At 69.4% G+C, this 24774-nt stretch carries 27 protein-coding genes; 14 read left to right on the top strand and 13 right to left on the bottom strand.

Annotation, left to right across the window (positions count from 1 at the left end):
• The first annotated feature begins 44 nt into the window (after positions 1 to 44).
• The 7 genes from Pmi06nite_RS02810 (at position 45) to era (ending at position 5471) form a co-directional block, all read left to right on the top strand.
• Positions 45 to 389, top strand: a complete 345-nt coding sequence (locus Pmi06nite_RS02810) for a histidine triad nucleotide-binding protein (protein WP_203951208.1) — start codon at positions 45 to 47, stop codon at positions 387 to 389.
• A 54-nt stretch (positions 390 to 443) separates the two neighbouring features.
• On the top strand, positions 444 to 1463 hold the full coding sequence (locus Pmi06nite_RS02805) for a PhoH family protein (protein WP_203951207.1): 1020 nt from the start codon (positions 444 to 446) through the stop codon (positions 1461 to 1463).
• Positions 1464 to 1488: 25 nt separating this feature from the next.
• Positions 1489 to 1965 carry an rRNA maturation RNase YbeY gene (ybeY, locus tag Pmi06nite_RS02800; protein ID WP_203951206.1) on the top strand — a complete coding sequence of 159 codons (477 nt, stop codon included), beginning with the start codon at positions 1489 to 1491 and terminating at the stop codon, positions 1963 to 1965.
• Complete coding sequence (locus Pmi06nite_RS02795) at positions 1962 to 3257, top strand: hemolysin family protein (protein ID WP_203951205.1); 1296 nt, start codon at positions 1962 to 1964, stop codon at positions 3255 to 3257. The genes ybeY and Pmi06nite_RS02795 overlap by 4 nt, the downstream gene beginning before the upstream one ends.
• 303 nt (positions 3258 to 3560) lie before the next feature.
• Positions 3561 to 4214 carry a hypothetical protein gene (locus Pmi06nite_RS02790; protein ID WP_203951204.1) on the top strand — a complete coding sequence of 218 codons (654 nt, stop codon included), beginning with the start codon at positions 3561 to 3563 and terminating at the stop codon, positions 4212 to 4214.
• Entirely contained in the window at positions 4211 to 4546 is a 336-nt protein-coding gene (locus tag Pmi06nite_RS02785) for a cytidine deaminase-like protein (protein WP_203951203.1), read from the top strand. The genes Pmi06nite_RS02790 and Pmi06nite_RS02785 overlap by 4 nt, the downstream gene beginning before the upstream one ends.
• A gap of 1 nt (position 4547) precedes the next feature.
• Positions 4548 to 5471, top strand: a complete 924-nt coding sequence (era, locus tag Pmi06nite_RS02780; RefSeq protein WP_203951202.1) for a GTPase Era — start codon at positions 4548 to 4550, stop codon at positions 5469 to 5471.
• Between the two features lie 392 nt (positions 5472 to 5863).
• Here era and Pmi06nite_RS02775 read toward each other — a convergent pair whose 3' ends face one another.
• Entirely contained in the window at positions 5864 to 6208 is a 345-nt protein-coding gene (locus tag Pmi06nite_RS02775; RefSeq protein WP_203951310.1) for a hypothetical protein, read from the bottom strand.
• Between Pmi06nite_RS02775 and Pmi06nite_RS42910 the strand changes: the two genes are divergently transcribed.
• Together Pmi06nite_RS42910 and Pmi06nite_RS42905 are read left to right on the top strand one after the other, a co-directional pair.
• Positions 6117 to 6650, top strand: a complete 534-nt coding sequence (locus Pmi06nite_RS42910; RefSeq protein ID WP_373317242.1) for a DNRLRE domain-containing protein — start codon at positions 6117 to 6119, stop codon at positions 6648 to 6650. The two genes, Pmi06nite_RS02775 and Pmi06nite_RS42910, sit on opposite strands and share 92 nt — an antisense overlap.
• Positions 6651 to 7423: 773 nt before the next feature.
• Positions 7424 to 8074: a LamG domain-containing protein gene (locus tag Pmi06nite_RS42905; protein ID WP_373317241.1), complete on the top strand. Its 651-nt coding sequence runs from the start codon at positions 7424 to 7426 to the stop codon at positions 8072 to 8074.
• Positions 8075 to 8221: 147 nt separating this feature from the next.
• On the opposite strand, the gene Pmi06nite_RS02765 is transcribed toward Pmi06nite_RS42905, so the two are convergent.
• The 7 genes from Pmi06nite_RS02765 to Pmi06nite_RS02735 form a co-directional block, all read right to left on the bottom strand.
• Complete coding sequence (locus tag Pmi06nite_RS02765) at positions 8222 to 8701, bottom strand: hypothetical protein (RefSeq protein WP_203951200.1); 480 nt, start codon at positions 8699 to 8701, stop codon at positions 8222 to 8224.
• 2 nt (positions 8702 to 8703) lie between these two features.
• On the bottom strand, positions 8704 to 9564 hold the full coding sequence (locus Pmi06nite_RS02760; protein WP_203951199.1) for an urease accessory protein UreD: 861 nt from the start codon (positions 9562 to 9564) through the stop codon (positions 8704 to 8706).
• A gap of 5 nt (positions 9565 to 9569) precedes the next feature.
• Positions 9570 to 10268 (bottom strand): urease accessory protein UreG, encoded by a 699-nt coding sequence (ureG, locus tag Pmi06nite_RS02755; protein WP_203951198.1) that lies wholly within the window; start codon positions 10266 to 10268, stop codon positions 9570 to 9572.
• A 70-nt stretch (positions 10269 to 10338) separates the two neighbouring features.
• Positions 10339 to 11196, bottom strand: a complete 858-nt coding sequence (locus tag Pmi06nite_RS02750) for an urease accessory protein UreF (protein ID WP_203951197.1) — start codon at positions 11194 to 11196, stop codon at positions 10339 to 10341.
• A gap of 51 nt (positions 11197 to 11247) precedes the next feature.
• Positions 11248 to 12972, bottom strand: coding sequence for an urease subunit alpha (locus tag Pmi06nite_RS02745; protein ID WP_203951196.1), 1725 nt, complete (start codon positions 12970 to 12972; stop codon positions 11248 to 11250).
• Complete coding sequence (locus Pmi06nite_RS02740) at positions 12965 to 13309, bottom strand: urease subunit beta (RefSeq protein ID WP_203951195.1); 345 nt, start codon at positions 13307 to 13309, stop codon at positions 12965 to 12967. The genes Pmi06nite_RS02745 and Pmi06nite_RS02740 overlap by 8 nt, the downstream gene beginning before the upstream one ends.
• A 97-nt stretch (positions 13310 to 13406) precedes the next feature.
• Positions 13407 to 13709, bottom strand: a complete 303-nt coding sequence (locus Pmi06nite_RS02735) for an urease subunit gamma (RefSeq protein ID WP_203951194.1) — start codon at positions 13707 to 13709, stop codon at positions 13407 to 13409.
• Between the two features lie 538 nt (positions 13710 to 14247).
• Between Pmi06nite_RS02735 and Pmi06nite_RS02730 the strand changes: the two genes are divergently transcribed.
• Positions 14248 to 14943 carry an ATP-binding cassette domain-containing protein gene (locus tag Pmi06nite_RS02730; protein ID WP_308442478.1) on the top strand — a complete coding sequence of 232 codons (696 nt, stop codon included), beginning with the start codon at positions 14248 to 14250 and terminating at the stop codon, positions 14941 to 14943.
• 207 nt (positions 14944 to 15150) lie between these two features.
• Here the strand turns inward: Pmi06nite_RS02730 and Pmi06nite_RS02725 are convergent, their stop codons facing one another.
• Both Pmi06nite_RS02725 and Pmi06nite_RS02720 read right to left on the bottom strand, forming a co-directional pair.
• Positions 15151 to 16134, bottom strand: coding sequence for a GNAT family N-acetyltransferase (locus Pmi06nite_RS02725; protein ID WP_203951193.1), 984 nt, complete (start codon positions 16132 to 16134; stop codon positions 15151 to 15153).
• 84 nt (positions 16135 to 16218) lie between these two features.
• A complete protein-coding gene (locus Pmi06nite_RS02720) occupies positions 16219 to 16464 on the bottom strand; it encodes a DUF2630 family protein (protein WP_203951192.1) in 246 nt (81 codons plus the stop codon).
• A 336-nt stretch (positions 16465 to 16800) separates the two neighbouring features.
• Between Pmi06nite_RS02720 and leuA the strand changes: the two genes are divergently transcribed.
• Positions 16801 to 18528 carry a 2-isopropylmalate synthase gene (gene leuA, locus Pmi06nite_RS02715; protein ID WP_203951191.1) on the top strand — a complete coding sequence of 576 codons (1728 nt, stop codon included), beginning with the start codon at positions 16801 to 16803 and terminating at the stop codon, positions 18526 to 18528.
• 552 nt (positions 18529 to 19080) lie between these two features.
• On the opposite strand, the gene Pmi06nite_RS02710 is transcribed toward leuA, so the two are convergent.
• Positions 19081 to 19791, bottom strand: a complete 711-nt coding sequence (locus Pmi06nite_RS02710; protein ID WP_203951190.1) for a TetR/AcrR family transcriptional regulator — start codon at positions 19789 to 19791, stop codon at positions 19081 to 19083.
• A 114-nt stretch (positions 19792 to 19905) separates the two neighbouring features.
• Here Pmi06nite_RS02710 and Pmi06nite_RS02705 point away from each other — a divergent pair, with 114 nt between their 5' ends.
• The 3 genes from Pmi06nite_RS02705 to Pmi06nite_RS02695 all read left to right on the top strand — a co-directional run bounded on the left by Pmi06nite_RS02705 (position 19906) and on the right by Pmi06nite_RS02695 (position 22259).
• Positions 19906 to 20244: a YrdB family protein gene (locus Pmi06nite_RS02705; RefSeq protein WP_203951189.1), complete on the top strand. Its 339-nt coding sequence runs from the start codon at positions 19906 to 19908 to the stop codon at positions 20242 to 20244.
• A 14-nt stretch (positions 20245 to 20258) separates the two neighbouring features.
• On the top strand, positions 20259 to 21188 hold the full coding sequence (locus tag Pmi06nite_RS02700; protein ID WP_203951188.1) for an NAD-dependent epimerase/dehydratase family protein: 930 nt from the start codon (positions 20259 to 20261) through the stop codon (positions 21186 to 21188).
• Between the two features lie 120 nt (positions 21189 to 21308).
• Positions 21309 to 22259: a Gfo/Idh/MocA family protein gene (locus Pmi06nite_RS02695; protein ID WP_239113533.1), complete on the top strand. Its 951-nt coding sequence runs from the start codon at positions 21309 to 21311 to the stop codon at positions 22257 to 22259.
• A gap of 79 nt (positions 22260 to 22338) precedes the next feature.
• On the opposite strand, the gene Pmi06nite_RS02690 is transcribed toward Pmi06nite_RS02695, so the two are convergent.
• Both Pmi06nite_RS02690 and Pmi06nite_RS02685 read right to left on the bottom strand, forming a co-directional pair.
• A complete protein-coding gene (locus Pmi06nite_RS02690; RefSeq protein WP_203951187.1) occupies positions 22339 to 23349 on the bottom strand; it encodes an acetamidase/formamidase family protein in 1011 nt (336 codons plus the stop codon).
• The gene (locus tag Pmi06nite_RS02685) at positions 23346 to 24770 is read right to left on the bottom strand and encodes an APC family permease (RefSeq protein ID WP_203951186.1); all 1425 of its coding nucleotides are present in this window, start codon (positions 24768 to 24770) and stop codon (positions 23346 to 23348) included. The genes Pmi06nite_RS02690 and Pmi06nite_RS02685 overlap by 4 nt, the downstream gene beginning before the upstream one ends.
• Positions 24771 to 24774 lie beyond the last annotated feature (4 nt).

The following is a 24774-nucleotide window of genomic DNA, read 5'->3' as shown; positions in this document are numbered from 1 at the left end:
TCTTTCCACGGCATCACTGATTGGCAACGGCTACTCTTTCGCTCGTGACCGACTGCCTGTTCTGCAACATAGCGGCCAAGGAGATTCCCGCGGAAATCGTCCTGGAAACCGACCGGGCGCTCGCGTTCCGCGACATCAACCCGCAGGCGCCCACGCACGTCCTGGTGATCCCCAAGGCCCACCACGAGAACGCGGCGGCGCTGGCGGCGGCCGACGACGGCCTGGCCGACGATCTGCTCCAGGCATGTCACGCCGTGGCCGTGCTGGAAGGCGTGGCCGAATCCGGATACCGCGTGGTCCTCAACACCGGTCTCGGAGCCGGGCAGACCGTCTTCCACGTCCACGCGCACGTCCTCGGAGGCAGGAGTCTCCTGTGGCCACCGGGGTGAGCGGCTAGCATGACGGTAGGAAACTAGGGAGGCGAGCAGGCCGTAGGGCCGCCCATGTCCGAATCACAGGAATTCAACAAAACCCAGGCCAAGGTGGTCATCCCCGATGGGCAGCCGATGGTCAGCCTCCTCGGCTCGCGCGACGAGCTGCTGCGGGTCATTGAGAAGGCCTTCCGCGCCGACATCCACGTGCGCGGCAACGAGATCACCGTCACCGGCAGCCCCGAGGAGAGCGGCGTCGTCGTGCGCCTGTTCGAGGAGCTGGTAGAGCTGGTCACCTCGGGCGCGGTGCTGACGCCCGACTCCGTGGAGCGCAGCATCGCGATGTTGCGGATGACCACCGACCGTCCGGCCGAGGTGCTGTCGCTCGACATCCTCTCCTCTCGCGGACGGACGATCCGTCCCAAGACGGTCAATCAGAAGCGGTACGTCGACGCGATCGACAAGCACACGGTCGTCTTCGGCATCGGCCCCGCCGGCACGGGCAAGACCTACCTGGCGATGGCCAAGGCAGTGAAGGCCCTGCAGAACAAGCACGTGAACCGGATCATCCTGACCCGGCCCGCCGTGGAGGCGGGTGAGCGGCTGGGGTTCCTGCCGGGGACGCTCTACGAGAAGATCGACCCGTATCTGCGGCCGCTCTACGACGCCCTGCACGACATGCTCGACCCCGACTCGATCCCGCGTCTGATGGCCGCGGGCACGATCGAGGTCGCGCCGCTGGCCTACATGCGCGGGCGCACCCTCAACGACGCCTTCATCATCCTCGACGAGGCGCAGAACACCTCGCCCGAGCAGATGAAGATGTTCCTGACCCGTCTCGGGTTCAACTCCAAGATCGTGGTCACGGGTGACGTGACGCAGATCGACCTGCCCGGCGGGCAGGAGAGCGGCCTCAAGGTCGTGCAGACCATCCTCGAGGGCATCGAGGACATTCACTTCAGCAGGCTGACCAGCGCCGACGTGGTGCGTCACCGGCTGGTCAGCGACATCGTGGACGCCTACGGACGCTACGACGCGGCGGTCGCGTCCGAGCCCCGTGAGATCGCCAAGCGGTCCAGGGGCAGACGATGACGAGCACGCGCACGAAGGAGATCCGGTGAGCATCGAGGTGGCCAACGAGTCCGGCGTCGAGGTCGACGAGTCGGCGCTCGTCGAGCTGGCCGGACACGTGCTCGGCCGCATGGGCATCCACCCACTGGCCGAGCTGTCGATTCTGATCATCGACGAGGCGGCGATGGCCGTCCTGCACGAGCAGTGGATGGGGGAGCCGGGGCCGACCGACGTCCTGGCCTTCCCCATGGACGAGCTGCGGCCCAATTCCGGCGGCGGCCGCGAGGACGACTCCTCCACCGACCCCGCGCTGCTCGGCGACGTGGTGCTCTGCCCCCAGGTCGCCGCCAAGCAGGCCGCGGAGGCCGGGCACGGCGCCCAGGACGAGCTGGAGATGCTCTGCACCCACGGCATCCTTCACCTGCTGGGCTATGACCACGCGGAACCAGAGGAACACGCCGAGATGTTCGGCCTTCAGGGCGAGCTGCTCGAGGCGTGGCGGGAGGTGCGGCGGAAGCCGTGAACAACGGCTGGCTGATTTCGGCCGTCATCCTGATCGTGATCGGCGGCCTGCTGGCGAGTGCGGAAACGGCCCTCACGCGCATCTCCAGGGTGCGCGCTGAGGAGTTCGTCAAGGAGGGCCGCCGCGGCGCGGTGCGCCTCCGGGCGATCGTCGCCGACCCGCCGCGCTATCTCAACCTGCTGCTCCTGCTCCGGCTGAGCTGTGAGTTGGTGGCCACCGTCATCGCCACCCTGCTGACCGTCGACTGGCTCGGCGACCAGGGACAGGCGTACGCGGTGGCGGCCGCCATCATGATCGTGGTGAGCTACGTCATCGTCGGCGTCTCCCCGCGTACCCTCGGCCGGCAGCACGCCGAGCCGGTCGCGCTGGCCGGCGCCCCCATCGTGTACGGCCTGACCAGGATCTTCGGCCCGCTGCCGAAGCTGCTGATCCTGCTGGGCAACGCGCTCACGCCCGGCCGGGGGTTCCGGGAGGGCCCGTTCACCTCCGAGGCCGAGCTGCGCGACCTGGTCGATCTGGCCGAACAGCGCCGGGTGATCGAGCCCGACGAGCGGGAAATGATCCACTCGGTGTTCGAACTGGGCGACACGCTCGTGCGCGAGGTCATGGTGCCGCGCACCGACATCATCTTCATCGAGCGCGGCAAGACCCTGAGCCAGGCGCTCTCGCTGGCCCTGCGCAGCGGCTTCTCCCGCATCCCCGTGGTCGGCGAGAACGAGGACGACGTCGTCGGCATCGCGTATCTCAAGGACATCGTCAGGCGGATGCAGGACAACGGCGACTCGGGAGCCCGGATCGACGGGTTCATGCGCCCGGCCACCTACGTGCCGGACAGCAAGCCGATCGACGAACTGCTGCGCGAGATGCAGGCCCGGCAGATCCACCTGGCGATCGTGATCGACGAGTACGGCGGCACCGCCGGCCTGGTCACGATCGAGGACGTGCTCGAGGAGATCGTGGGCGAGATCGCCGACGAGTACGACCAGGAGGCCCCCCGGGTCGAGTGGCTCGACGGCGGAGCCGTACGGGTGACCGCGCGGCTTCCGATCGACGAGTTGGCGGAGCTGTTCGACACCGAGATCGAGGTGGAGGACGTCGACACCGTGGGCGGGCTGCTGGCGCACGCGCTGGGACGCGTGCCCATCGCGGGCTCCGAGACCACGGTCGGCGGTCTCCGGCTGACGGCGGAGACCCTGGCCGGGCGCCGCAACCGCATCAGCACCGTGGTCGTCCGCCCGGTCGAGCCCGCCCCGGGGGACGACGTCGTCAGGGCCTCGGCCGAGCGGGACTGATCCACCCCGATTGTTCGGGTTTGTGCCTCATGTGGCTTGGGCGGCAAGCGTCCGTTAAGCGTTCTGCAAGTGGGTTGGGCCACAGTTCTTGCAAGGCGTCCGGGAGGGGTTCGGGACGCCGGAGGGGGGAGCCCGGCGCGCCGGAAGGGGTTCGCGGCGCACCGGCACCCTCGCTCGGGGGCTCGTGGGGGCTCTCACCCGGCCGGATCGGGTGGGAGCGCCCCATACGTCGTCGCTCGTCACTCCTGGTGGTTGTCGATTTCCGTCCGGGGAAGGAACGGGTCGGCGGAGGAGACGACGGGTATGCGGATCATCCAGGCGGCCCTCGTATGCGGACTTATCGCGATGACGGGGGCGTGCGGCACCGAGGACATGATCCACGCACGCGCGAGATCCACGGCCGAGACCGTTCGACTGCGTGCCGCGCTCGGCACCATGGACGACCTGCCGGCCGGTTTCTCCGATCAAGCCAGAGACGGGTGGCAACCTCCCTTCCGGCCGAAGAAGAAGGCGTGCCGCGTGCTCTTCGACGCCGTGGCGGGCAAGCCGCCTCCGGACGGGCTCGGCGGCACGGCCACGGTCACCTATGAAGGCGACCGCATCGGGGAACTGGCCGGTGTCGGTCTGGCGGTCTACCTCGGAGATGAGGCCGAGGACCACCTGGAGGAATTGCGCGAGGCCATGGGCGAGTGTGTCACCGCCCAAAGTGGTGGCGCGGGGCGCGGAGACCGGCTCGTGGTCTCCCCGTTCCCGATCGAGGACGTCGGCGACGACGTCGAGGCCCGCCGGCTGACCGGCCGCGTCGGGGGATACCCGTACGAGATGCATCTGGTCGTCGCCAACGTCCGGCACACCCTCGTCGCCCTCGTCCACGCCGGTCTGGCGCCGCCCGATGCGGGCCGTACGGAGGAACTGGCCCGGTCACTGGTCCGGGAGGTCGGTAGCCTTGACCCGTGACAGAGACGCTGGACCCCGAGGACTCGAAGATCATCACGCTGGCGCGTTCGATCCGCGCCCGTAACGGCTCCGCCGAGGGAGCCGCGGTGCGTGACGAGACGGGGCGGACGTATGCCGCGAGCGGTGTCGATCTGCCCTCGCTCCAGCTGTCGGCTGTCCAGGTCGCGGTCGCGATGGCGGTGTCGAGCGGCGCGAAGGCCCTGGAGGCCGTCGCGCTCGTCTCCGAGGCGGAGGACCCCGAGGAGCAGGACCTGTCGGTCATGCAGGACCTCGGCAACGGCACGCTCTTTCTGGCGGATCCCGACGGTTCCCTGAAGGGCCGGTACATCTGACGTGAGCGATTTCCGCGCCGACTTCCCTGATGACTTCCACGCCGGGTTCGCCTGCTTCGTCGGCAGGCCGAACGTCGGCAAGTCCACCCTGATGAACGCCCTCGTCGGCACCAAGGTGGCCATCACCTCGTCGAAGCCGCAGACGACCCGGCGGGCCATCCGCGGCATCGTGCACCGGCCCGAGGCGCAGCTCGTGATCGTGGACACGCCCGGCTTCCACCGGCCCCGCACGCTTCTCGGCGAACGGCTGGACAGCCTCGTGTTGTCCACCCTGACCGAGGTCGACGTGATCGGTTTCTGCGTGCCGGCCAACGAGCCGATCGGCAAGGGCGACAAGTTCATCACCGAGAAGCTCGCCGCCGTGAAGAAGACCCCGGTGGTCGCCGTCGTGACCAAATGCGACCTCGCCTCGCGCGAGCAGATCGCCCGCCAGTTGCTGGCGGTGTCGGAGCTGGCCGACTTCGCGGAGATCGTCCCGGTGTCGGCCGAGAGCGGGGAACAGCTCGACGTGCTCGCCGAGCAGCTCATCGCCCGGCTGCCGGAGTCGCCTCCGCTGTACGCCGGGGGAGAGCTGACCGACGAGCCGGAGGCGATCCTGGTCGCGGAGCTGATCAGGGAGGCGGCGCTCGAGGGCGTCCGCGACGAGTTGCCGCACTCCATCGCGGTCGTGGTGGAGGAGATGGGCCCACGAGAGGGCCGCGACGACCTCCTGGACATCTACGCGTTCATGTACGTCGAGCGCCAGTCGCAGAAGGCGATCGTGATCGGGCCCGGCGGCGCCCGGCTGAAGGACGTCGGCACCCGCGCTCGGCAGCAGATCGAGGCGCTGCTCGGCAGCCGCGTCTACCTGGACCTGCGGATCAAGATCGCCAAGGAGTGGCAGCGCGATCCCAAGCAACTGCGCCGCCTGGGCTTCTACGACTGACGCGTTTCCTGCGCGCCCGGTCATCTCGATGACGCTGAAGGGCAACTCCGGGGTCGACGACCGTTCACTGTGTGATCAAGGTCACATCGAGCCCGGAGGGACGGTCGAAAGAACGGCTCGGGGCCGCCCCTCGAGAGGTGCCGCCATTGTCGAGCTGGGAGTTAACCGTACGCTTACCGCCGAGTGGCCGTGGCTATCGGCTGGCCCGCTCGATCCGTTACACGCTTACTCGTGGGGTCACTAAAAGCGGCTTTACCGCTGTTAGTCACCTTCCATACGATCAGTGCGTTTTGTCGCTCCTGATCTTGTAACGGGGTTTGAGTGCGTTCATCCTGGCTAAGGCCTAGTTCCCCCGATTTGACGTCACATCGAGATCGTCCGTCCTCCCGGAGTCACCCAGCGGTCCGGAGGGCGGCTGCAACTTTCGCGGCGTTCGTCCTCGTCACCACGTCGTCGACGATCGCGCTCGTTCCATCCGCCTCGGCGACGTCGAGCGGGCCGTCGAAGGGCGTGGGCCTGTCCGTGGTGGACAAGGCGTCCGCTTCGACGCTGGCCCGCACCTCGGGCAAGGAGGTGCCCGTCGACGGTGCGACGACGCCCTCGTCGCGGACCGTCGCACTGCCGGACGGCTCGTTCCGGCTGGAGGTGACCAGCGGGCCGACGTCGCTCCAGGCGGCGACCGACGTCTGGACGTCCAGTGCCGCTTCCGCCGCCCGGCAGGAGTCGGACGTGCTCAAGGTCGGGCACAAGGCTCATGCGCCGAAGTGCCCGGAGGGGTGCACCGCCCGGTCGTACCTGAAATTCGCTGATTCCTCGATCGTGGGCAAGCAGATCCTGGACGCCGATCTGTGGCTCTACTCCTGGGGGGCCTCCAGTTGCGCCGAGGGCACGGGCCTGCAGGTCAGCCGGGTGACCGGCGAATGGGATGCGGCCGCGTTGACCTGGTCCACGCAGCCCCCGGCCACCACCGCGGACGCGGTGACCAACCGGGAACGGCACGGGCACTCCGCGGCCTGCCCGGCCGCCTACATGAGCTGGGACATCGACTCGATCGTCTCGGCCTGGGCATCGGGTACGGCCTGCGGGTCGCCGCGGCCGACGAGAGCGACCCCGACTCGTGGACCAAGTTCTACTCGGCGGACGAGTATTCGGGCGCGGACGAACGCGAACCCCGGCTGATCATCACCTACAACGACCCGCCCTCGGCCCCCGGCGCCGCCGATCTGTCGTCCGACCCGGGCGGGGCGTGCGCGACCGACTCGTCCGCTCCGGCGCTGTCGAGCACGGCCACGCCCAACCTGACCGCGGTTTTGCGGGATCCCGACAACCGGGTCGGGGGGACGATCGAATGGTGGGACGGCCAGACCCGCAAGGGCGGCAGGGATTTCGCGCCCATCACGAACTCCGGCGTCTCTTCCGGGCTGCCGTTCTCCGCGACGGTTCCCTCCGGAGCGTTCACCGACGGGCGGACGATCGCGTGGCGGGCCCGGTCGTCGGACGAGAACGCGACGTCGGACTGGTCCGGCTGGTGCTATCTGAAGGTCGCCACCGCGACGCCGCAACCGCCGACGGTCTCGTCGGCCGACTACCCGGATGACGGGCAGGCCCACGGCGGCGTCGGCCGTCCGGGAGACTTCACCTTCACCGCGGGCAGCCCGAACGTGGTCGCCTACGAGTACACCTTCGTCGGCCAGGCGCCGGTGACCGCGAGCGTCGCGCCCGGAGACCCGCTGACGATCACGTGGGCTCCCACGAGCGTCGGGACGCAGACCCTGGAGGTGCGCAACAGGAACGTGGCCGGCCGTTGGAGTTCGCGAGTCAGCTACAGGTTCAGTGTGGCGGCGGACGGCGGGACCGGCGGAGGCGGCGACGAGGCCACGCTGAGCTCCTACTGGCCGTTCGACGAGGGCTCCGGATCGAGCGCGGCGAACGCCGTGCCCGGCGGTCCCTCCATGACACTGCGATCCGGAGCAACCTGGCAGCCGTCGCCTGAGGACGGCGGCCCGGGCGGGTGGATGGGCTCATCCAACCTGGTGGTCGACGCGCAGTCGGGCGGATATGCCGACGCGCCAGGTGGAGTCGTGTCCACTGACGGGTCGTTCTCGGTCATGGCCTGGGCCAGGCAGACAGTCCTGCCGCAGACGCCGGATGACCGCATGACCGTGGTCAGCCGGTTCGGGGGCGCGACCTCCGGCTTCAGCATCGAGGAGCGGGTCAGCCCCGATGATCCGTTCCCCATCCCGAGGTGGGCGCTGGTGCGCTCCGGCGGCGCCGCCGACGGGCAGGTCCTGATCTGGTCGGATGACCCGGTGAGTCAGTGGGGCGACTGGACGCACATCACCGCCGTCTACGACGCGGCGAACCACACGGCTCGCCTGTATGTGAACGGCCAGTGCTCGGAAGCGATCCCCGGCGTCGGGACTGTCGCCGGGTGCGCGCCGGTGCCCGTCTCCGACCCGATCGACGCCGACGGACCCATCACCGTGGGCAGCGGCGGCCCGGACTCGGCGCCGGGACGGTACTTCTCCGGCGACATCGACGAGGTCCGCCTCTACGACGGAGTGGTCTCCGAGACGGAGATCGCGCAGCGGCAGGGCTCCTGACCCGACGGGTCGACGTTCCTGATTTCGGCCGGCGCGGTGGGGATTCGCTCCCGCCGCGCCGGCTGCTTCCGGGGGCCGGCTCTCGGCCGCAGTGTTCAGCGGCGGTGTTCAGCGGCGGTGTTCAGCGGCGGTGTTCAGCGGCGGTGTTCAGCGGCGGCGGAGGAGGGAGGCGGCGGCCAGCACGGCGACGACGACGGAGGCGAGCAGTCCCGCGAACCAGCCGTACTCGATCGTGGGATGCACGTCGATCAGCCCGGGGACGCGGAAGTTCAGCCGGTCGGCCAGGTCCTGGGGGTCCATGAGGAACATCGCCAGGGAGAACGCGGCCACCGCGCCCGGCAGGATCGCGAACCCGGTGAACAGCCAACTCCGCACGACGCCGAGCACTCCGAGCAGCATCGCCACGAGCCCGGCGACCATGACGGCCCAGCCCGCCCCGTCGCCCACGCCCCGCACCACATGGTTGACCTCGGTGTCCAGCACGCTGAACCGCGCCGTCACCCCCGCCCATGGCAGCAGCGCCGTAACGGCCAGCGCGAGTCCGGCGACGATCACACCGATGGCGAGCAGCAGACTGGGGGTGCTCCGGCCCGGCATTCCGTAGCCCGGCAGGGTGGGTTCCGACACGATCACCAGGCTACGGCCCGGCGTCCACCGCTGGTGTCCGTTGCGGCACGGCAAGCTCCGTTTTCTCCTGCCATGTGGCCGGCGTAGACATCGGCCATGCTCTCGGCGCGTTCGAGGCGGGAGCGCAACTCCACGGTGTCCTGGGCGAGGGCGGAGGCGAGCACTCCCGGCCCCGCCAGGGGCAATGTGGCCCACCCGTCGCCGATCGTGGCCCGGCGTTCCCCCTTCTGGTCACGTACGGCATCCCACGCCGGGCCCGCGATGAGGGTGGAGCCGACGCATCGGGCGTCGCCGTACACGGCGGGGCTCGCGTCGACCGCCGGATCCCCGATGAGAAGCTCCTGCCGCAGCAGCGGCCGTCCGGCGACGGTGGCGTCGAACCTGGTACGGCAGCGGCCGGGCCGTTCGCCGTGCCGTCCGAAGACGATCTCCTCGCGCCACACGACGTTGGCGTCCTCTGCGAGCGAGAGCCGTACGGCCATGCGGTGCGAGCACCCGGCGGCGAGCACGGTCGGCTCCGGCGAGAAGCGCAACGACGCGCCCGCGCCGACGCGGGCGTCGACCACCATGACCGAGTCGCCGGGGGAGGAGCCGGGCAGCACCAGCGTGGACGCCACCGAGCGCACCTCCAGTTCGGTGCCGGGGGCGACGTCGATCACGAGCAGCAGGTGGTCGCCGCCGAGCGGGCCCGCCGCGGTCGAGACCAGATGGACCAGGCCGGGACCCGTCTGGCGCAGTGTCAGCGGCGGATCGGACCGCAACGTCTCCAGACGCGTCCGGCCCCCCGCGGCCTCCGTCGTGATGACCGCTCGTGCCGTCACCGAAGCCCGGGACGCCGCGGGGCCGCTGGGCGGTGTCGTCATGGCGCTCAGGCGGCCGTCGTCGGGGTCGTGTGCTCGTGGACGTGGTCGTTGGCGTGCTTCCAGGTGTTCACCAGGCTGGTGACCCATTCGGCGACGGAATGGGCGCTGCGGTCCTCCCTGAGCGAGGTGAACAACACCGGCCTGCCGTCCCGCACGGCCGCGGCGTCGCGGGACATCACGGTCAGGTCGGCCCCGACGAGCGGAGCGAGGTCGGTCTTGTTGACCACCAGGAGGTCGGCCGTGGTGACGCCGGGGCCGCCCTTGCGGGGCACCTTGTCGCCGCCGGAGACGTCGAGCACGAAGATCTGCCGGTCGGCCAGGCCCCGGCTGAAGGTCGCCGTCAGGTTGTCGCCGCCGCTCTCGACGATCACGAGGTCGAGGGGGCCGAAGCGCTCCTCCAGCGTCTCCACCGCGTCGAGGTTGGCGGCGATGTCGTCGCGGATCGCCGTGTGCGGGCAGCAGCCGGTCTGCACGGCGAGGATCCGCTCGGGGTCGAGGACCCCCGCACGGCGCAGGAACTCGGCGTCCTCGGTCGTGTAGATGTCGTTGGTCACCACCCCCAGGCGCATCGACGGACCAAGACTCCTGCACAGTGCCGCCACCAGGGCGGTCTTGCCGCTTCCTACGGGCCCTCCGATGCCGAGGCGCAGCGCGCGCCCGTGCGGGTCGGCCGCGTCGTGGAGGTCGTCGTGCTGAGCGCCCATATGTGGCCCGTCCTTCTGGCTTTTCGATCCGATGCGGGTGGGGTGTCGTTTCTCGGCTGGGATGACCTCGTCAGGAGACGAAGAGCTTCATCGGGTTGTTGAGATGGCCTTCGGCGAGCAGGTCCAGGGCCGGGGCGGTGTGGCCGGGCAGAGCGGGCCATCCCGATCCCCGGGTCTTCGCGGCCGCGCCGTTCTGTGTTGCGGCGTTATGGGCGGGGCCGTTCTGAGGTGCGCCGTCCGGCACGACGTCGTCGATGAGCGACGCGCAGGCGGCGTGGGCGGCGTCGTTCAGCGCCGGGGCGAGGTCGGCGAGCAGCCGGTGCACGGTCACCGGGTCGAGCCCGAGCAGCCGCACCGCGGCCGTTGCCGGGCCCGTCACCGAGTTGTACGCCGCCGCCATGGCCGCCTGGTAGGGGTCGCAGCCCGCCGAGGCCGCCGCCGCTCCCAGGGCGATGGGATGGTGTGCACCTTCCGGTACGGCCTTCGCCAGCGTGTCGAGCACGGCCGACGGCCAGATCCTGCGGGCGGTGCGGATGAGCAGCCGTCCCTGGACCCGGCTCGCCTCGCGCTGGGCGGGTGAGGCGGTCCTCGCGTCGGCCTCGGCGTCGAGTCGCCGCCAGGGGCGGGCCGGATCGGCGTCCGTTCCCGCGTCCGGTGTGTTCCCGTCGCCGTCTGCTTGGCCGTACGGCTCGGCGGGGTGGTCCGCGGTGGCGGCGGCGAGTTCGCAGGCGGCGGCGGCCAGTGCCGCGGTGACCAGCCCCGCGGTGGCCAGCCGGCCACGGAGGAACCGCGCCAGGTCCTCCGGGCCGGTGATCGTGCCGAGCCGCACCGCCTCTTCGGCGCCGCCCGAGTGGGCGTGGCCGCCCGCGGGAAGCCGGGAGTCGGCCAGCAGCAGCAGCGCCGCGTCGCCGCTCGGCCTGTCGCGCATCCCGGCTCCCCTTCCTTCCCCGATGTCCTGGCGCATCCCGGCCCCTCCGGCTCAGAAGAGGAAGTAGAGCTGCGCCATCGGCAGCCGTTCCGCGGGGGCGGGCTCGATCAGCTCTCCGTCGATGCGGACGGTGAACGTGTCGGGATCGACCTCGATCGCCGGCAGGGCGCCGTTGAGGGGCATGGAGTCCTTGTGCCGGCTCCGCACGTCGGCCACCGGCACCAGCCGACGTCGTACGGCCAGGCGGTCGGCCAGACCGTCCTCGATGGCCAGTGGCGCCACGAAGTGCAGGGACGTCGCAGCCGCCGTGGCCGGGGCCGCCCCGAACATCGGCCGGGGGAGGACCGGCTGCGGGGTCGGGATGGAGGCGTTCGCGTCGCCCATCTGGGCGTAGGCGATCACGCCGCCCTTGACGACCAGATCGGGCTTGACCCCGAAGAAGGCGGGGCTCCAGAGCACGAGATCCGCCAGCTTGCCGACCTCGACCGAGCCGACCTCGGCGTCCAGCCCATGGGCGATAGCCGGATTGATCGTATATTTCGCGATGTAGCGGCGAGCGCGGAGATTGTCCGCCGGATTGCCCGGTTCGCCGCCCAGCGTGCCACGCCGGGCCTTCATGACGTGCGCGGTCTGCCAGGTACGGATGATCGTCTCGCCGACCCGGCCCATCGCCTGCGAGTCCGAGCCGATCATGGAGATCGCGCCGATGTCGTGGAGCACGTCCTCGGCCGCCATCGTGGTGGGCCGGATGCGCGACTCGGCGAAGGCCAGGTCCTCGGGGATCGACGGGTTCAGGTGGTGGCAGACCATGAGCATGTCGAGATGCTCGTGGTGGGTGTTGACCGTGTGCGGCCGCGTGGGGTTGGTGGAGGAGGGCAGCACGTTGGCGTGGGAGGCGACCTTGATGATGTCCGGGGCGTGCCCGCCTCCCGCGCCCTCGGTGTGGTAGGCGTGGACGGCCCGGCCGGCGATGGCCTTCAGCGTCGACTCGACGAACCCCGCCTCGTTCAGGGTGTCCGTGTGGATGGCCGCCTGCACGCCGGTGGCGTCGCAGACGCTCAGGCAGGCGTCGATCGCCGCCGGAGTGGTGCCCCAGTCCTCGTGCAGCTTGAACCCGGAGGCGCCGGCGCGCAGTTGTTCCAGCAGGCCCTCGGTGCTGACCGTGTTGCCCTTGCCGAGCAGCGCCACGTTGATCGGATACGAGTCCAGGGACTCCAGCATCCGGGCGAGGTACCACGTCCCCGTCACCGTGGTCGCCTTGGTGCCCTCGGCCGGACCGGTGCCGCCACCGATGATCGTGGTGATGCCGGAGGCGAGGGCCTCGTCGAGGATCTGCGGGGCGATGAGATGGACGTGGGAGTCCACGGCCCCAGCCGTGATGATCTTCCCGTTGCCCGCGAGGATCTCGGTCGACGGCCCGATGACCAGGCCGGGGTGCACGCCGTCCATCGTGTCGGGATTTCCGGCCTTGCCGATGGCGACGATCCGCCCGTCGCGCACGCCGATGTCGGCCTTGATGACGCCCCAGTGGTCGAGGATCACCGCCCCGGTGATCACGAGGTCGGCCGCGCCGTCCGCCCGGGTCGTGCGGGCCTGGCCCATCGACTCGCGGATGACCTTGCCGCCGCCGAAGACCACCTCGTCGCCCGCCCCCGAGGGGCCCATCGACAGATCTTCTGTGACCTCGATGAACAGGTCGGTGTCGGCCAGCCTCACCCGATCGCCCGTGGTCGGGCCGTACAGGGCCGCGTAACGCGACCGTTCGATGTCAGGCACGGGCGCCGCCGTCCAGCGGGCCGGCCCACTCGGAGCGCAGCCCGGGAACGATGCGGTTCCCGGCGATCGGCACCAGCGTGACGTCGCGCTCGACGCCCGGCTCGAACCTGATCGCGGTGCCGGCGGGGACGTCCAGGCGCGTGCCCCACGCCGCCTGCCGGTCGAACTCCAGGCCCGGGTTGGCCGCCGCGAAGTGATAGTGGGAGCCGACCTGGATGGGCCGGTCGGCCGTGTTGACCACCCGGACGGTCACGCGTTCCCTGCCCGGGTTCAGCGGGACGGGCGCGTCGCCGTACACGATCTCGCCGGGCACGCCGGGTGTGCTCGGGCTGCTCATCGGCCGCCTCCCTCTCGGTGCGGTACGGCTCTCGCCACGCGGCCCCGGCCTGTGGCGGTGTGCCCCGGGACCGTGCTGCCGCGTGCGGCGCCCGTGCTCATGTGATCGGGTTGTGAACGGTGACGAGCTTGGTGCCGTCGGGGAAAGTGGCCTCGATCTGGACGGAGTCGAGCATCTCGGGCACACCGTCCATGACGTCGTCGCGGCGGAGCACCTTGCGGCCCGCGTCCATGAGGTCGGCCACGCTCCTGCCGTCGCGTGCGCCCTCCAACAGGAAGGACGCGATCATCGCGGTCGCCTCGGGGTGGTTGAGGCGCAGACCCCGTTCCCTGCGGTCGCGGGCCACGCCGGCCGCGACGTGAATGAGCAGGCGTTCCTGTTCGTGTGGAGTGAGCCGCATGGCGGGACGATAGATAATCGCCGTTTCCCCCGCGTTACCTATTCATTTCCAGCGTGTATCGAGATCGGCGTGAGCGCAGGCTAATGAGTTGTTAACTTTCCGGAGGTTTTCGAGAAATCTCACGGTATCACCTTGGTCGTAGACGGATCGGCGCGGGGACCATATCGGCAAGGAGGGGCAATTACGCACTTCAGCCTGGCGGGCCGGGGTGCCGCCGTGATTCCGGCGATGGCGTTCGCCGCCGGTGAAGGGGAATCGGCCACCACCCACGGAGCTGGCATTCTCCCCGTGCGCGACCGAACTCCCGCGGATCGTGCCGGGCCTCGACTATGTCAAGGAACGGGGAAATAAGAAACTGTTCTCCGGCCGGCAGCGCTTCCCCGGAACGGCGGGCGAAATCATCCCTCCATATCGGGGCGCGGCAACTCCCGCGCAACGGGTTCGGACGGCTTTGCTCGCTGTACCGGGACGGTCGAGCAGGTCAGGCCGGATCCGCGGGTACAGGAGATTCATCTGGGACGGGCGCGCGAGGAGGCCGATGATGTTGTCCGTTGAGGGACTCGAGGCCGGGTACGGCAGGGCGCGGGTGCTCTTCGGGGTCTGCGTGAAGGTCGGCGAAGGCCGGCTGACCTGCGTGATGGGCCGCAACGGCGTGGGCAAGACGACCCTGCTCAACACCATCATGGGCGTCGTCCCCGCGACGGGCGGGTCGGTGGTCTTCGAGGGCAGGCCGGTGACCGGCCTCAGCCCGGACGAGCGCGTACGGCTCGGCATGGGCTACGTGCCCCAGGGCCACGACACCTTCCCCCAGCTCAGCGTGATGGGGAACCTGATGGTCACGCTGGAGGCCTCGCCGCACAAGGACGCGACGGCGGTCGACGACGCGCTGGAGGTGTTCCCCGGGCTCAAGCCCCTGCTGAACAGGCCGGCCGGCTTCCTCGCGGGCGGGCGGCGGCGTCAACTCGCGATGGCCAGGGTCCTGGTGACACGGCCCCGGCTGCTGATCCTGGACGAGCCGACCGAGGGCATCCAGCCGTCGATCATCATCGAGATCGAGGAGGCCATCGAGCGGCTGCACGCCTCCGGGCTCACCATGTTGCTTGTGGAGCAGTACCTCGACCTCGCGCTGCGCCTGGCCGACGACTTCGTGATCCTCGACGCCGGGCGGGTGGTCCGTTCCGGCGCCGCGGAAGAGCTCAAGGGTCTGGACGTCCACCGCCTGCTCGCGGTCTGAATCGAAGCCCGGCCGATGCCGGCCGTACGGGGTGGTCGGCGGTCCGGGGCGTCGTCCGGGTTATGGTCGAAAGGAGGAAGCGATCGTATGCCTGAACGCCTTCGGCCTCGCCGGGACTGATCGATCAGGAAGTCCTGTGGACCTGGCCTTGAGCATGGCCGATTCGCTTCCTCATCGCCGCCGGGCCGTGTCCGGGCTCATCCGGGCTCAGATGTGCAACTGCCACTCGTTCCACACGTCGAGCACCTGGTAGCCCATCTTCTCGTTGATGGCGAGCATGTGGCTGTTCGACGTCGAGTTCCACGTCACCACCTGCTCGACGGACGGCTCGCAGGCATGGAACCAGGCGATGTTGGCGAGTTTCAGGATGAGGCCGAGCCGCCGGCCCCGATGGGGACGCAACACCCCTGTGTCGTGTTGCCGGGCCCACCCCTCCGGCTCGTGGGCGTCGACGGCGATCCGGGTGAATCCGGCGGGCTCGCCGGTCGCCGCGTGCCGCGCGACCATCGTGTACGCCCTGAGTCCCGCCGCAGCCATCACCTGGTCGTGCGCTCGGACCCTGGCGGGATCCCAGCGCTGGTCCTCGATGTCCAGGTCGCCGAGCGGCTCGTCGTTCATGCCGATCATGAGTGTCGCCATGTCGCCGAGTTGCTCTTCGCCCACCGGGCCGGCCCAGCGTTCAATCACGTAGTCACGCGCGTGCCGTACCGCGTCGCCTCGCATGAGCTCGAAGCCGGACCAGTCGGCCGTGCGCAGGTCGAGGACCCGCCGCGCCTCCGTTGTGGCGGGGGAGAATCCGTGGGCCTTGGCGAAGGGCGCGCCCGGCCGGTCGACGGCAGCCTCCGCGACGATCACCCGCCGACCCTCGGCTCTGACCCGGCCGATCGCGTGGGTGACCAGGGAACTGCCCACGCCGTTGCGCCTGTGGCCGGGATGGACGGCCAGCGTGCTGATCAGCGCCAGATGCGTGTTGTCCGACTGCGGATAGTGGAGGGCGTACCCGCCGACGATCTCGCCTGCCACGCGAGCCACCCAGGCCTCGCTGCGCTCCTCGGACCAGCCGCGCTCGGTCATGACCTGGAAATGGCGCAACGACATTCCCGGCCCCCGCCTCAGATCGGCGCGGTAGACGGCGTAGAGGCCGGACATGCGATCGTCGGGGACGGCGAAGTCGAGGCGCTCGATCTGCATGCCATCAAGACAATCGCACCGCCGTCCGCGGGCGCGAATGCTTTTCGGCTGGTGAGACGGCGGAGGATTCGAGGCGGCTTAGAGTTACTGCAGGTAGTTCTCGACCTCGCCGACCGGGCGGGCGGCGGCGTCGTCGGGGTCCTCGCCTGCGCCGCGACGGGCCCGGCGCTGACGCAGCAGGTCCCAGCAGCGGTCGAGCGACTCCTCGAGATCGCGAATCCTGGTGTGCTCCTCGTCGGAGTTCAGCTCACCTGCCGCCAGGCGGCGGCGCAGGGTGTGCTCCTCGTCGATGAGCTCACCGATCTGATCAAGGATCTCGTTGTCCTTCATGGCGCAACCCCCTTCGTTGTGAGTCACCCTAGCGTGCGAGGTAATCAGAACATTTGGCCGTATATAAGTATTCGTGGAGGTGGTTCTGTGAGTGGTGGGACGGGCGAGGATGCGGGGCGGGGTCCCGGTCCAGACGGCGTTCGGATGTCTGCTAGTCTCGCTGGCATGCTGCGCGGGCTCCTTCTTATCCGCCGCGTCGAGGGCCTGTAAGAGGTCGGCTCCCTCGTCGCGGTGAGGCTCACGCGCGTCGGCCGTCAATGATCTCTCTCACTGGCGACGCCTCTCTCATCTGATCGGGACTTCGTTTCCCGCGTCGCCGTGTGCCCGACGAGGAGCATGATGAATTCGCAGCAGCCCAGCCCCATGCCTTTCCACCGCTATACGCCGTTCGAGCCGATCCGGCTGACCGACCGCACCTGGCCGGACAAGGTCATCACCAAGGCGCCCCGGTGGTGCGCCGTCGACCTCCGCGACGGCAACCAGGCGCTGATCGACCCCATGGACGCCGACCGGAAGCTCAAGATGTTCGAGCTGCTGGTACGGATGGGATACAAGGAGATCGAGGTCGGCTTCCCCGCCGCGTCGCAGACCGACTACGACTTCGTCCGCCAGATCATCGAAGAGGACCGCATCCCCTCCGATGTCGTCATCCAGGTCCTCACGCAGGCCAGGCCCGAGCTGATCGAGCGCACCTATGAGTCGCTGCGCGGAGCCCGGCAGGCCATCGTCCACCTGTACAACTCGACCTCGACGCTCCAGCGGCGGGTCGTCTTCGGCCAGGACAAGGACGGCATCACCGCCATCGCCGTCGAGGGCGCCAAGCTGTGCAAGAAGCTGGCCGCTCAGATGGACGGCACCGAGATCTTCTTCGAGTACTCGCCGGAGTCGTTCACCGGCACCGAGCTGGAATACGCGGTCGAGGTCTGCAACGCCGTCAACGACGTCTGGCAGCCGACGCCCGACCGCAAGGTGATCATCAACCTGCCGGCGACCGTCGAGATGGCCACGCCCAACGTCTACGCGGACCAGATCGAGTGGATGAACCGCCACCTGGCCTACCGGGACTCCGTGGTGCTGTCCCTGCACCCCCACAACGACCGGGGCACGGCCGTCGCCGCCGCCGAGTTCGGGTACATGGCGGGAGCCGACCGCATCGAGGGCTGCCTGTTCGGCAACGGCGAGCGGACCGGCAACGTCTGCCTGGTCACCCTGGGGATGAACCTCTTCTCCCAGGGCATCGACCCTGAGGTCGACATCTCGGACATGGACGAGATCCGGCGCGTCGTCGAGTACTGCAACCAGCTGCCCGTCCACCCCCGCCACCCCTGGGGCGGCGAGCTCGTCTACACGGCCTTCTCCGGCTCCCACCAGGACGCCATCAAGAAGGGCTTCGACCATCTCGAGCGTGACGCGGCGGCCGCAGGAGTCCCGGTGGACGAGTTCACCTGGGCCGTGCCGTACCTGCCGATCGACCCCAAGGACATCGGCCGTTCGTACGAGGCCGTGATCCGCGTCAACAGCCAGTCGGGCAAGGGCGGCGTGGCCTACATCATGAAGGCCGACCACCAGCTCGATCTGCCCAGGCGACTGCAGATCGAGTTCTCCCGCGTCGTCCAGGCCCACACGGACGCCGAGGGCGGCGAGGTCACGGCGGCCGCGATGTGGGAGGCGTTCGCCGACGAGTACCTGCCCAACCCGGACAAGCCGTGGGGCCGTCTCGGCCTGCTGGCCCACCGCCACTCCTCGACGGTTGACGACAAGGACATGATCAGCGCCGACGTGCGGATCTCCGGTCAGATCCGCGAGATCGAGGGCGTCGGAAACGGCCCGATCTCGGCCTTCTGCGACGCGCTGGAGGGCGTGGGCGTCGAGGTGCGGGTGCTCGACTACACCGAGCACGCGATGAGCGCGGGCGCCGACGCGAAGGCCGCGTCCTACGTGGAGTGCGAGGTCATGGGGCCGAACGGCGCCGTCGTGCTGTGGGGAGTGGGCATCGACGCCAACACGACGACCGCCTCACTCAAGGCCATCATCTCCGCAGCCAACCGCGCCACCCGCCCCTGACCCCCCCTCCCGCGTGATCATGCACAGGTTCGGGATCATGGCCCTTGACCAGCCCGAACACCGGCCGTGATCATGCACAGGTTCGTGAGAGTGGGGCCTGACCAGCGCACACACTGTTCGTGATCATGCATGCTTTCGGAGATGTGTGCGCTGACCAGTGTTGATATCTGGCGTGATCATGCGCGAATTCGTGGAGATGCGCGCTGACCAGCGTGTTCGGCGTCCGTGATCATTCAGCAAGGGTGATTCGCGGAGTCGGGCGCACACCAGGCGCGTGAGATGTGGTGATGGAGCGGCAGGAGGCGGCACCCCGTATTGGGGTGCCGCCTTCACTGCATGATCACGGCTCGCGTTTAGGCAGGCGAGGCGGTGTGCCGCCGAATCCGTGCATGATCACGACTTGCGTATGCGCAGGTGGGACCATGTTTCGTCGAAAGTGTGCATGATCACGAACGGTGTGTGCGCTGGTCAGGCACCACCCTCACGAACCTGTGCATGATCACGGCCGGTGTTCGGGCTGGTCAGGGGGCATGATCTCGAACTTGTGCATGATCACGCCCGGGGGGTGGGGGGTAGGCCGATCAGGGAGGCCAGGCTGAGCATGTTGTGCTCGAAGAGCTCTCGCCGGTGGGTGATCACATTGTTGAACTGGCCGAACAGCTCGAAGTTCACCATCCCGAACAGTCCGGTCCAGGCGACGATCCCGCGCGCCACCACGTCGTCCGAGACGCCGGGCATGAGTTGCCGCACCGCTTCAGCGTCGGACGACAACACCTCGGGGGGCGCCGGACACATGTCGGGCGGAGTCAGCCGGCCCGCCGCCTGTGCGTCCGAGATGATCCGCCCGTAGACCACGACGTCCCGGGCGGCCGGTCCGATCGTGTCCTCGGGCGCCTGGTAGCCCGGTACCGGCGAGCCGTACAGCAGGGCGTACTCGTGGGGGTGGTCCAGGGCCCAGGTCCGTACGGCATGGCAGACGGCCAGCCAGCGCCCGGTGAAGTCGTCCCGCGCGCATCCCGCGTCGGCGATCTCCACGGACTCGCCGATGGCGTTGTATCCATCGATGATCAGTGCCGTCAGCAGGTCGTCGCGGCTCGGGAAGTACCGATAGATCGCCGACGAGACCATCCCCATGTCCCTCGCCACGGCGCGGAGCGACAGGCCTCCGGCTCCGTCCGTCGCCAGGTGGCGGCGCGCGATATCCGTGATCTCCCGGATCAACTCCGCTCTGACCCGCTCTCTGGCGGTACGGCTCGCGTTCATGTTCGCAGGCTATCAGAGCAGTGAGAAAAAAAGAGAGCACTGCTCTTGACGATCCGTGCTCTCAAGCGAGAGCATTGCTCTCATAACGAAGTGGTGAGCACGACGGAGGCGGAAATGGCCAAGGCAGCGAATGCCGCACTGATGTTCTTCCTGGAGATCGGAGTCCTGTTCTCGGTCGGCTACTGGGGATTCACGGTGAGCGAGAGCCTGGCCCTGCGACTCCTGGCCGGCATCGGGGCTCTCGCCCTGTTCATCGCGGTGTGGGCGGTCTTCGGGGCCGCCAACAACCCGCCTGTTCCGCTCAAGGGCGCCGCGCGCGCCGTGCTGGAGATCCTCTGGTTCGGGGGAGGGGCCGCGGCTCTGATCGCCTCCGGCCTGGTCACCGCCGGCGCCGTCTTCGCCGCCGTCTACATCGTCAACGCCGTGCTGCGGCTCGTCTGGCACCAGGTCTGAAGGAGAAGGTCATCATGGGGAAGCACGTCATCGTCGGGGCAGGACAGGTCGGCGGACACGTCGCGAAGTCGCTGGCGGAGCAGGGCCACGAGGTGGTCGTCGTCACCCGGTCGGGCTCCGGCCCGAAGCATCCGGGGATCAGCCTGGTCGCCGGGCACGCCGCGGACGCGGCCGCGATGCGCCGTCTCTCGGAAGGGGCCGACGCGCTCTACAACTGCATGAACCCGAAGTACCACGAGTGGGTCCGGGACTGGCCGCCCGTCGCCACCGCGCTCCTGGAGGCGGCGGAGGGCGCCGGCGCCGTCCTGGCCACGATCGGCAACCTGTACGGCTACGGCCCCGTCGACGGCCCGATGACCGAGGACCTGCCGCTGGCGTCGACCGGCACGAAGGGCCGCGTGCGCGCCGGGATGTGGGCGCAGGCCCTGGCCGCCCACCAGGCGGGTCGAGTGCGCGTCACCGAGGTCAGGGGCTCCGACTACTTCGGCCCGCGTTCGTCCGACCAGTCGTACCTGGGTGGGCGGTTCCTCGGACCGGTCCTGAGCGGAAAGCCGGCGATGGTGCTGAGCGACCCGGACATCCCGCACAGCTGGACCTACCTCCCGGACGTGTCCCGTGCGCTGATCGCCGCGGCCGCCGAAGAGAAGGCCTGGGGCCGTGCGTGGCACGTGCCGACGAACGCGCCCCTCACTCTGCGGGAGATCGCCGGGAGCCTGGCGGCGCTCGGCGGAGCCCCCGCGCCGCGCCTGCGGCGCATCCCCGAGTGGGTCCTCAACGCCGCGGGACTCGCCGTCCCGATGCTCAAGGAGATGAGGGAGACGCGCTACCAGTTCGACCGGCCGTTCGTCCTCGACTCCACGGCCTCGGAGGCCGTGCTCGGCCTCGCCCCCACGCCCACGGACGACGCGCTGAAGGCCACCATCGCCTGGTGGCGTGAGCAGTGATCACAGAGCACCGCAAAGACGAAGAGTAGGGCGAAACTATGACAGGGTGATCCGCGTGACTGAACGAGTGACAGCAACGCCGGACGACGCGGACTCCGCGCGGCTGCTCGTGGACGACCAGTGACGTCGCCGCAGGACGGCGCGAGCCGGCCCCCCATGCGCGTGGCGATGATCGGGCTCGGGGACATCGCGCAGAAGGCCTACCTCCCGGTGCTCGCGGCGACGCCGGGCATCGACCTCCTCCTCTGCACGCGGGACAGGCCGACGCTGGACCGGCTGGCAGACGCCTACCGCGTCCCCGCGAGGTGCACCTCGGTCGACGAGGTCGTCGCCGCGGGGGTCGAGGCCGCGTTCGTCCACGCGGCGACGCGTGCCCATGTGGACATCGTGGCGGCGTTGATCGAGGCGGGAGTCCACGTCTATGTGGACAAGCCGCTCGCGGACCGCCTCCCCGACGCGGACAGGCTCGTACGGCTGGCGGGGGAGCACCGGCGGTCGCTCATGGTCGGGTTCAACCGGAGATACGCGCCGGGGTACGCCGCCCTGCGGGACCTGCCGCGTGACCTCGTGGTCATGCAGAAGAACCGCGCGGGCCAGGCGGACGACCCGCGCCGCGTCGTGTTCGACGACTTCATCCATGTGGTGGACACACTGCGCTTCCTCGCCCCAGGCGACGTCTCCGACGTGTCGATCGACGTACGGGTCCGTGGCGGGCTGCTGGAGCACGTCGTCCTCCACCTGCGCGGCGCCGCCGCGACCGGGGAATCGGGGAACGCGGACTTCACCGCGATCGGCATCATGAGCAGGGTCAGCGGTGCGAACGAGGAGACCTGCGAGGTCATCGGCGGCGGCGCCAAGCGCCGGGTCGTCAACCTGGCGGGCGTGGTCGACTACTCGGGCACGGAGGCGGTCAGCCACCGGGGCGACTGGGTGCCGGTGGCCCGCCAGCGCGGCATCGAGCAGGCCTGTCAGGAGTTCCTGTCGTCGGTGCGCGAAGGCCGTCTGATCACCGCCGACGACGCGCTGCGAACCCACGCCCTGTGCGAGGAGATCGTGGCCGCAGCGACTTAGAAGGTGACGGCCCACCCTCGTACGGCTGAGCGCCGACAAGAGTGGGCCGTGTCCCCGATGTCTCGATGCCGCCGGGTGCTCAGCGGGAGGAGAGGTACTCCTCGCCGAGCGTCCGGAGACGGCTGTGTGCCGACTCGTAGATCTCGGGACCGCCGAGGTACGCCTTGGGCAGCTTGGCGACCATCGTGTAGTTGGTGTCGCACACGTTGCCCACGGGGGCCTCGCCGCCCTGGCTGACCAGCTGGTAGGCGTCCAGCTCGTCGAGGCCGGTGAGCGAGGAGGCCCAGGTGACCAGGTCGTGCTGGCTGATGCGGTAGGCGTCCTCGAGCGGGCGGGCCGAGCCCGTCGACATCAGATGGCCGTCGTCCTCCAGCCGCGGCCACGGCGTCGAGACGCCCTTGACGAGTTCCACGGCCACGACGGTGTTCATCGCGGCCTCGACCGCGGTGCCGCAGACCTCGCCGTGCCCCTGGCGGCAGTGGCCGTCCCCGATGGAGAACAGGCCGCCCTCCACGTTGACCCCGAGGTAGACCGTGACACCCGCACGCAACTCGGGGGTGTCCATGTTGCCGCCGTGGGCGTCCGGGGTGATCGTCATCCGCGCCTCGGACGCGGCGGGCGCGACGCCCACCGTCCCGTGCATCGGGTCGAGCGGCATCTCCACGGTGAAGTCGCCCCGGCGTGCGCGGTAGCGCACGGTCCGCTTCTCGGCGTCGACCTCGTACAACCACACGACCTCGTCGAGCGGCGGGTGCAACATCGCCGTGGTGTGCGTGGCGGTCAACGCTCCGAAGTGCGGGAACGTGGTCGAGACCGCCCAGTCGCGGGCCGGCTCGATGGAGACGAAGTGCAGCGCGAGGGTGTCGCCCGGCTCGGCGCCCTCGACGTGGAAGGGGCCGGTGACCGGGTTCAGGTACGGGAACTCGCACACCTTCGAGGGAAGGTCGTCCAGCCCGCGGACCCGGCCGCCGAAGCAGTCCTCGGTGAACATTTCCACCACCGTGCCCGGGGTGATCCTCGCCACCGCCGGTCGGCCGCCGAAGGTGTAGGACAGCTCCTCTGGCGCCGGCCGGTAGGAGAAGACGTTCACTCGTTGACCTCCGTGTTGATTCCGGAAAGGGTGGGACGCCGGCCCAGCAGGTAGGAGCCGATGAGGATGACGACGCCGACGGCCAGCCAGCTCAGGCCGACTGCCTGGGCGGCGATGTTGGCGTTGATCACGACGTAGAGCAGGATCAGGAACCCGATCACAGGCGCGACGAGGTGGCGCCACCAGTCGCGGCTGCGCTGCCGTACGAGGTAGTGGACGACGACGGAGACGTGCAGTGCGAGGAAGGCGGTCATCGCGCCGAAGTTCACCAGTGTGGTGAGCAGGGAGATGCCGTCGTCGCGCGAGTTCATGTACAGGCCGAGGGCCAGCGACACCGCCGCCACGAGGAAGGTGGCGTTGACCGGCACCTTGCGCGTGGGGTGGATCTTGCCGAGGAAGCTCGGGAGTTGCTTGTCGCGGGCCATGGCGAACAGCAGACGGGAGGTCGCGGCCTGGGCGACGAGGGAGTTGGCGAAGCCCCACGCGATGGCGGTCGCGACGGCGGTGAGCACGCTCAGCCAGTGTCCGCCGGCGTATTCGGCGGTGTCGTAGAACGCCGAACCCGCCGGGTCGCCGTTCGCGATCAGGTCGGCGCGGTTCGGCACGAGCAGCGCCGCGACCCAGGTCTGCACGACGAACAGCACACCCGCGAGCCCGAGGGCGGCGATCATGGAGCGACCGAGGCGGCGGGTGTTCTCCCGGGTCTCCTCGGCGAGCATCGAGATGCCGTCGAAGCCGAGGAACGAGAGGACCGCCACGGACACCGCTCCGAACACCAGCGACCAGGAGAACGTCGAGGAGTCGAACAGCGGGGTCAGCCCGCCGCCGTGACCCTTGCCATGGGCGAGGGCGACGACGCCGATGACCAGGAAGATCGCGAGCACGATGAGCTCCGCCACCAGCATGATCTTGTTCAGCCGGGCGGTCATCTCGATGCCGAGGTAGTTGACCACCGTGTTGAGCACGATGAAGCCGATCAGCCATGCCCAGATCGGGATGGCGGGGACGAACGACGCCATCGCGGCGCTGGCGATCAAGTACAGCAGCGAGGGCACGAGCACGTAGTCGAGCAGGATGACCCAGCCGGCGAGGAATCCGACCGGGGCGGCGATGCCGCGGCCCGCGTAGGTGTAGACGGAGCCCGCCATCGGGAAGGCCTTGGCCATCTCCGAGTACGACAGGGCGGTGAAGGCCATCGCCACCATGCCGATGATGTAGACGAGCGCCACCATCCCGCCGGACGCCTGGAAGACGCTGCCGAAGATGCCGAACGGCGCGATCGGGACCATGAAGATCAGGCCGTAGATCAGCAGGTCGGTGAAGCTGAGTGAGCGCCGGAGTTCCTGCTTGTAGCCGAACTGCTCGACTCCGGCGGCTGGTGGTGATGCGGGCGATGGGGAGGCCTCAGAGGGAGAGGACATTGAC

The sequence above is a fragment of the Planotetraspora mira genome (assembly GCF_016863275.1).
GTDB lineage: Bacteria > Actinomycetota > Actinomycetes > Streptosporangiales > Streptosporangiaceae > Planotetraspora > Planotetraspora mira.
The sequence above is the reverse complement of the archived record's forward strand: the minus strand, read 5'-3'. Positions and strand labels throughout refer to the sequence as shown.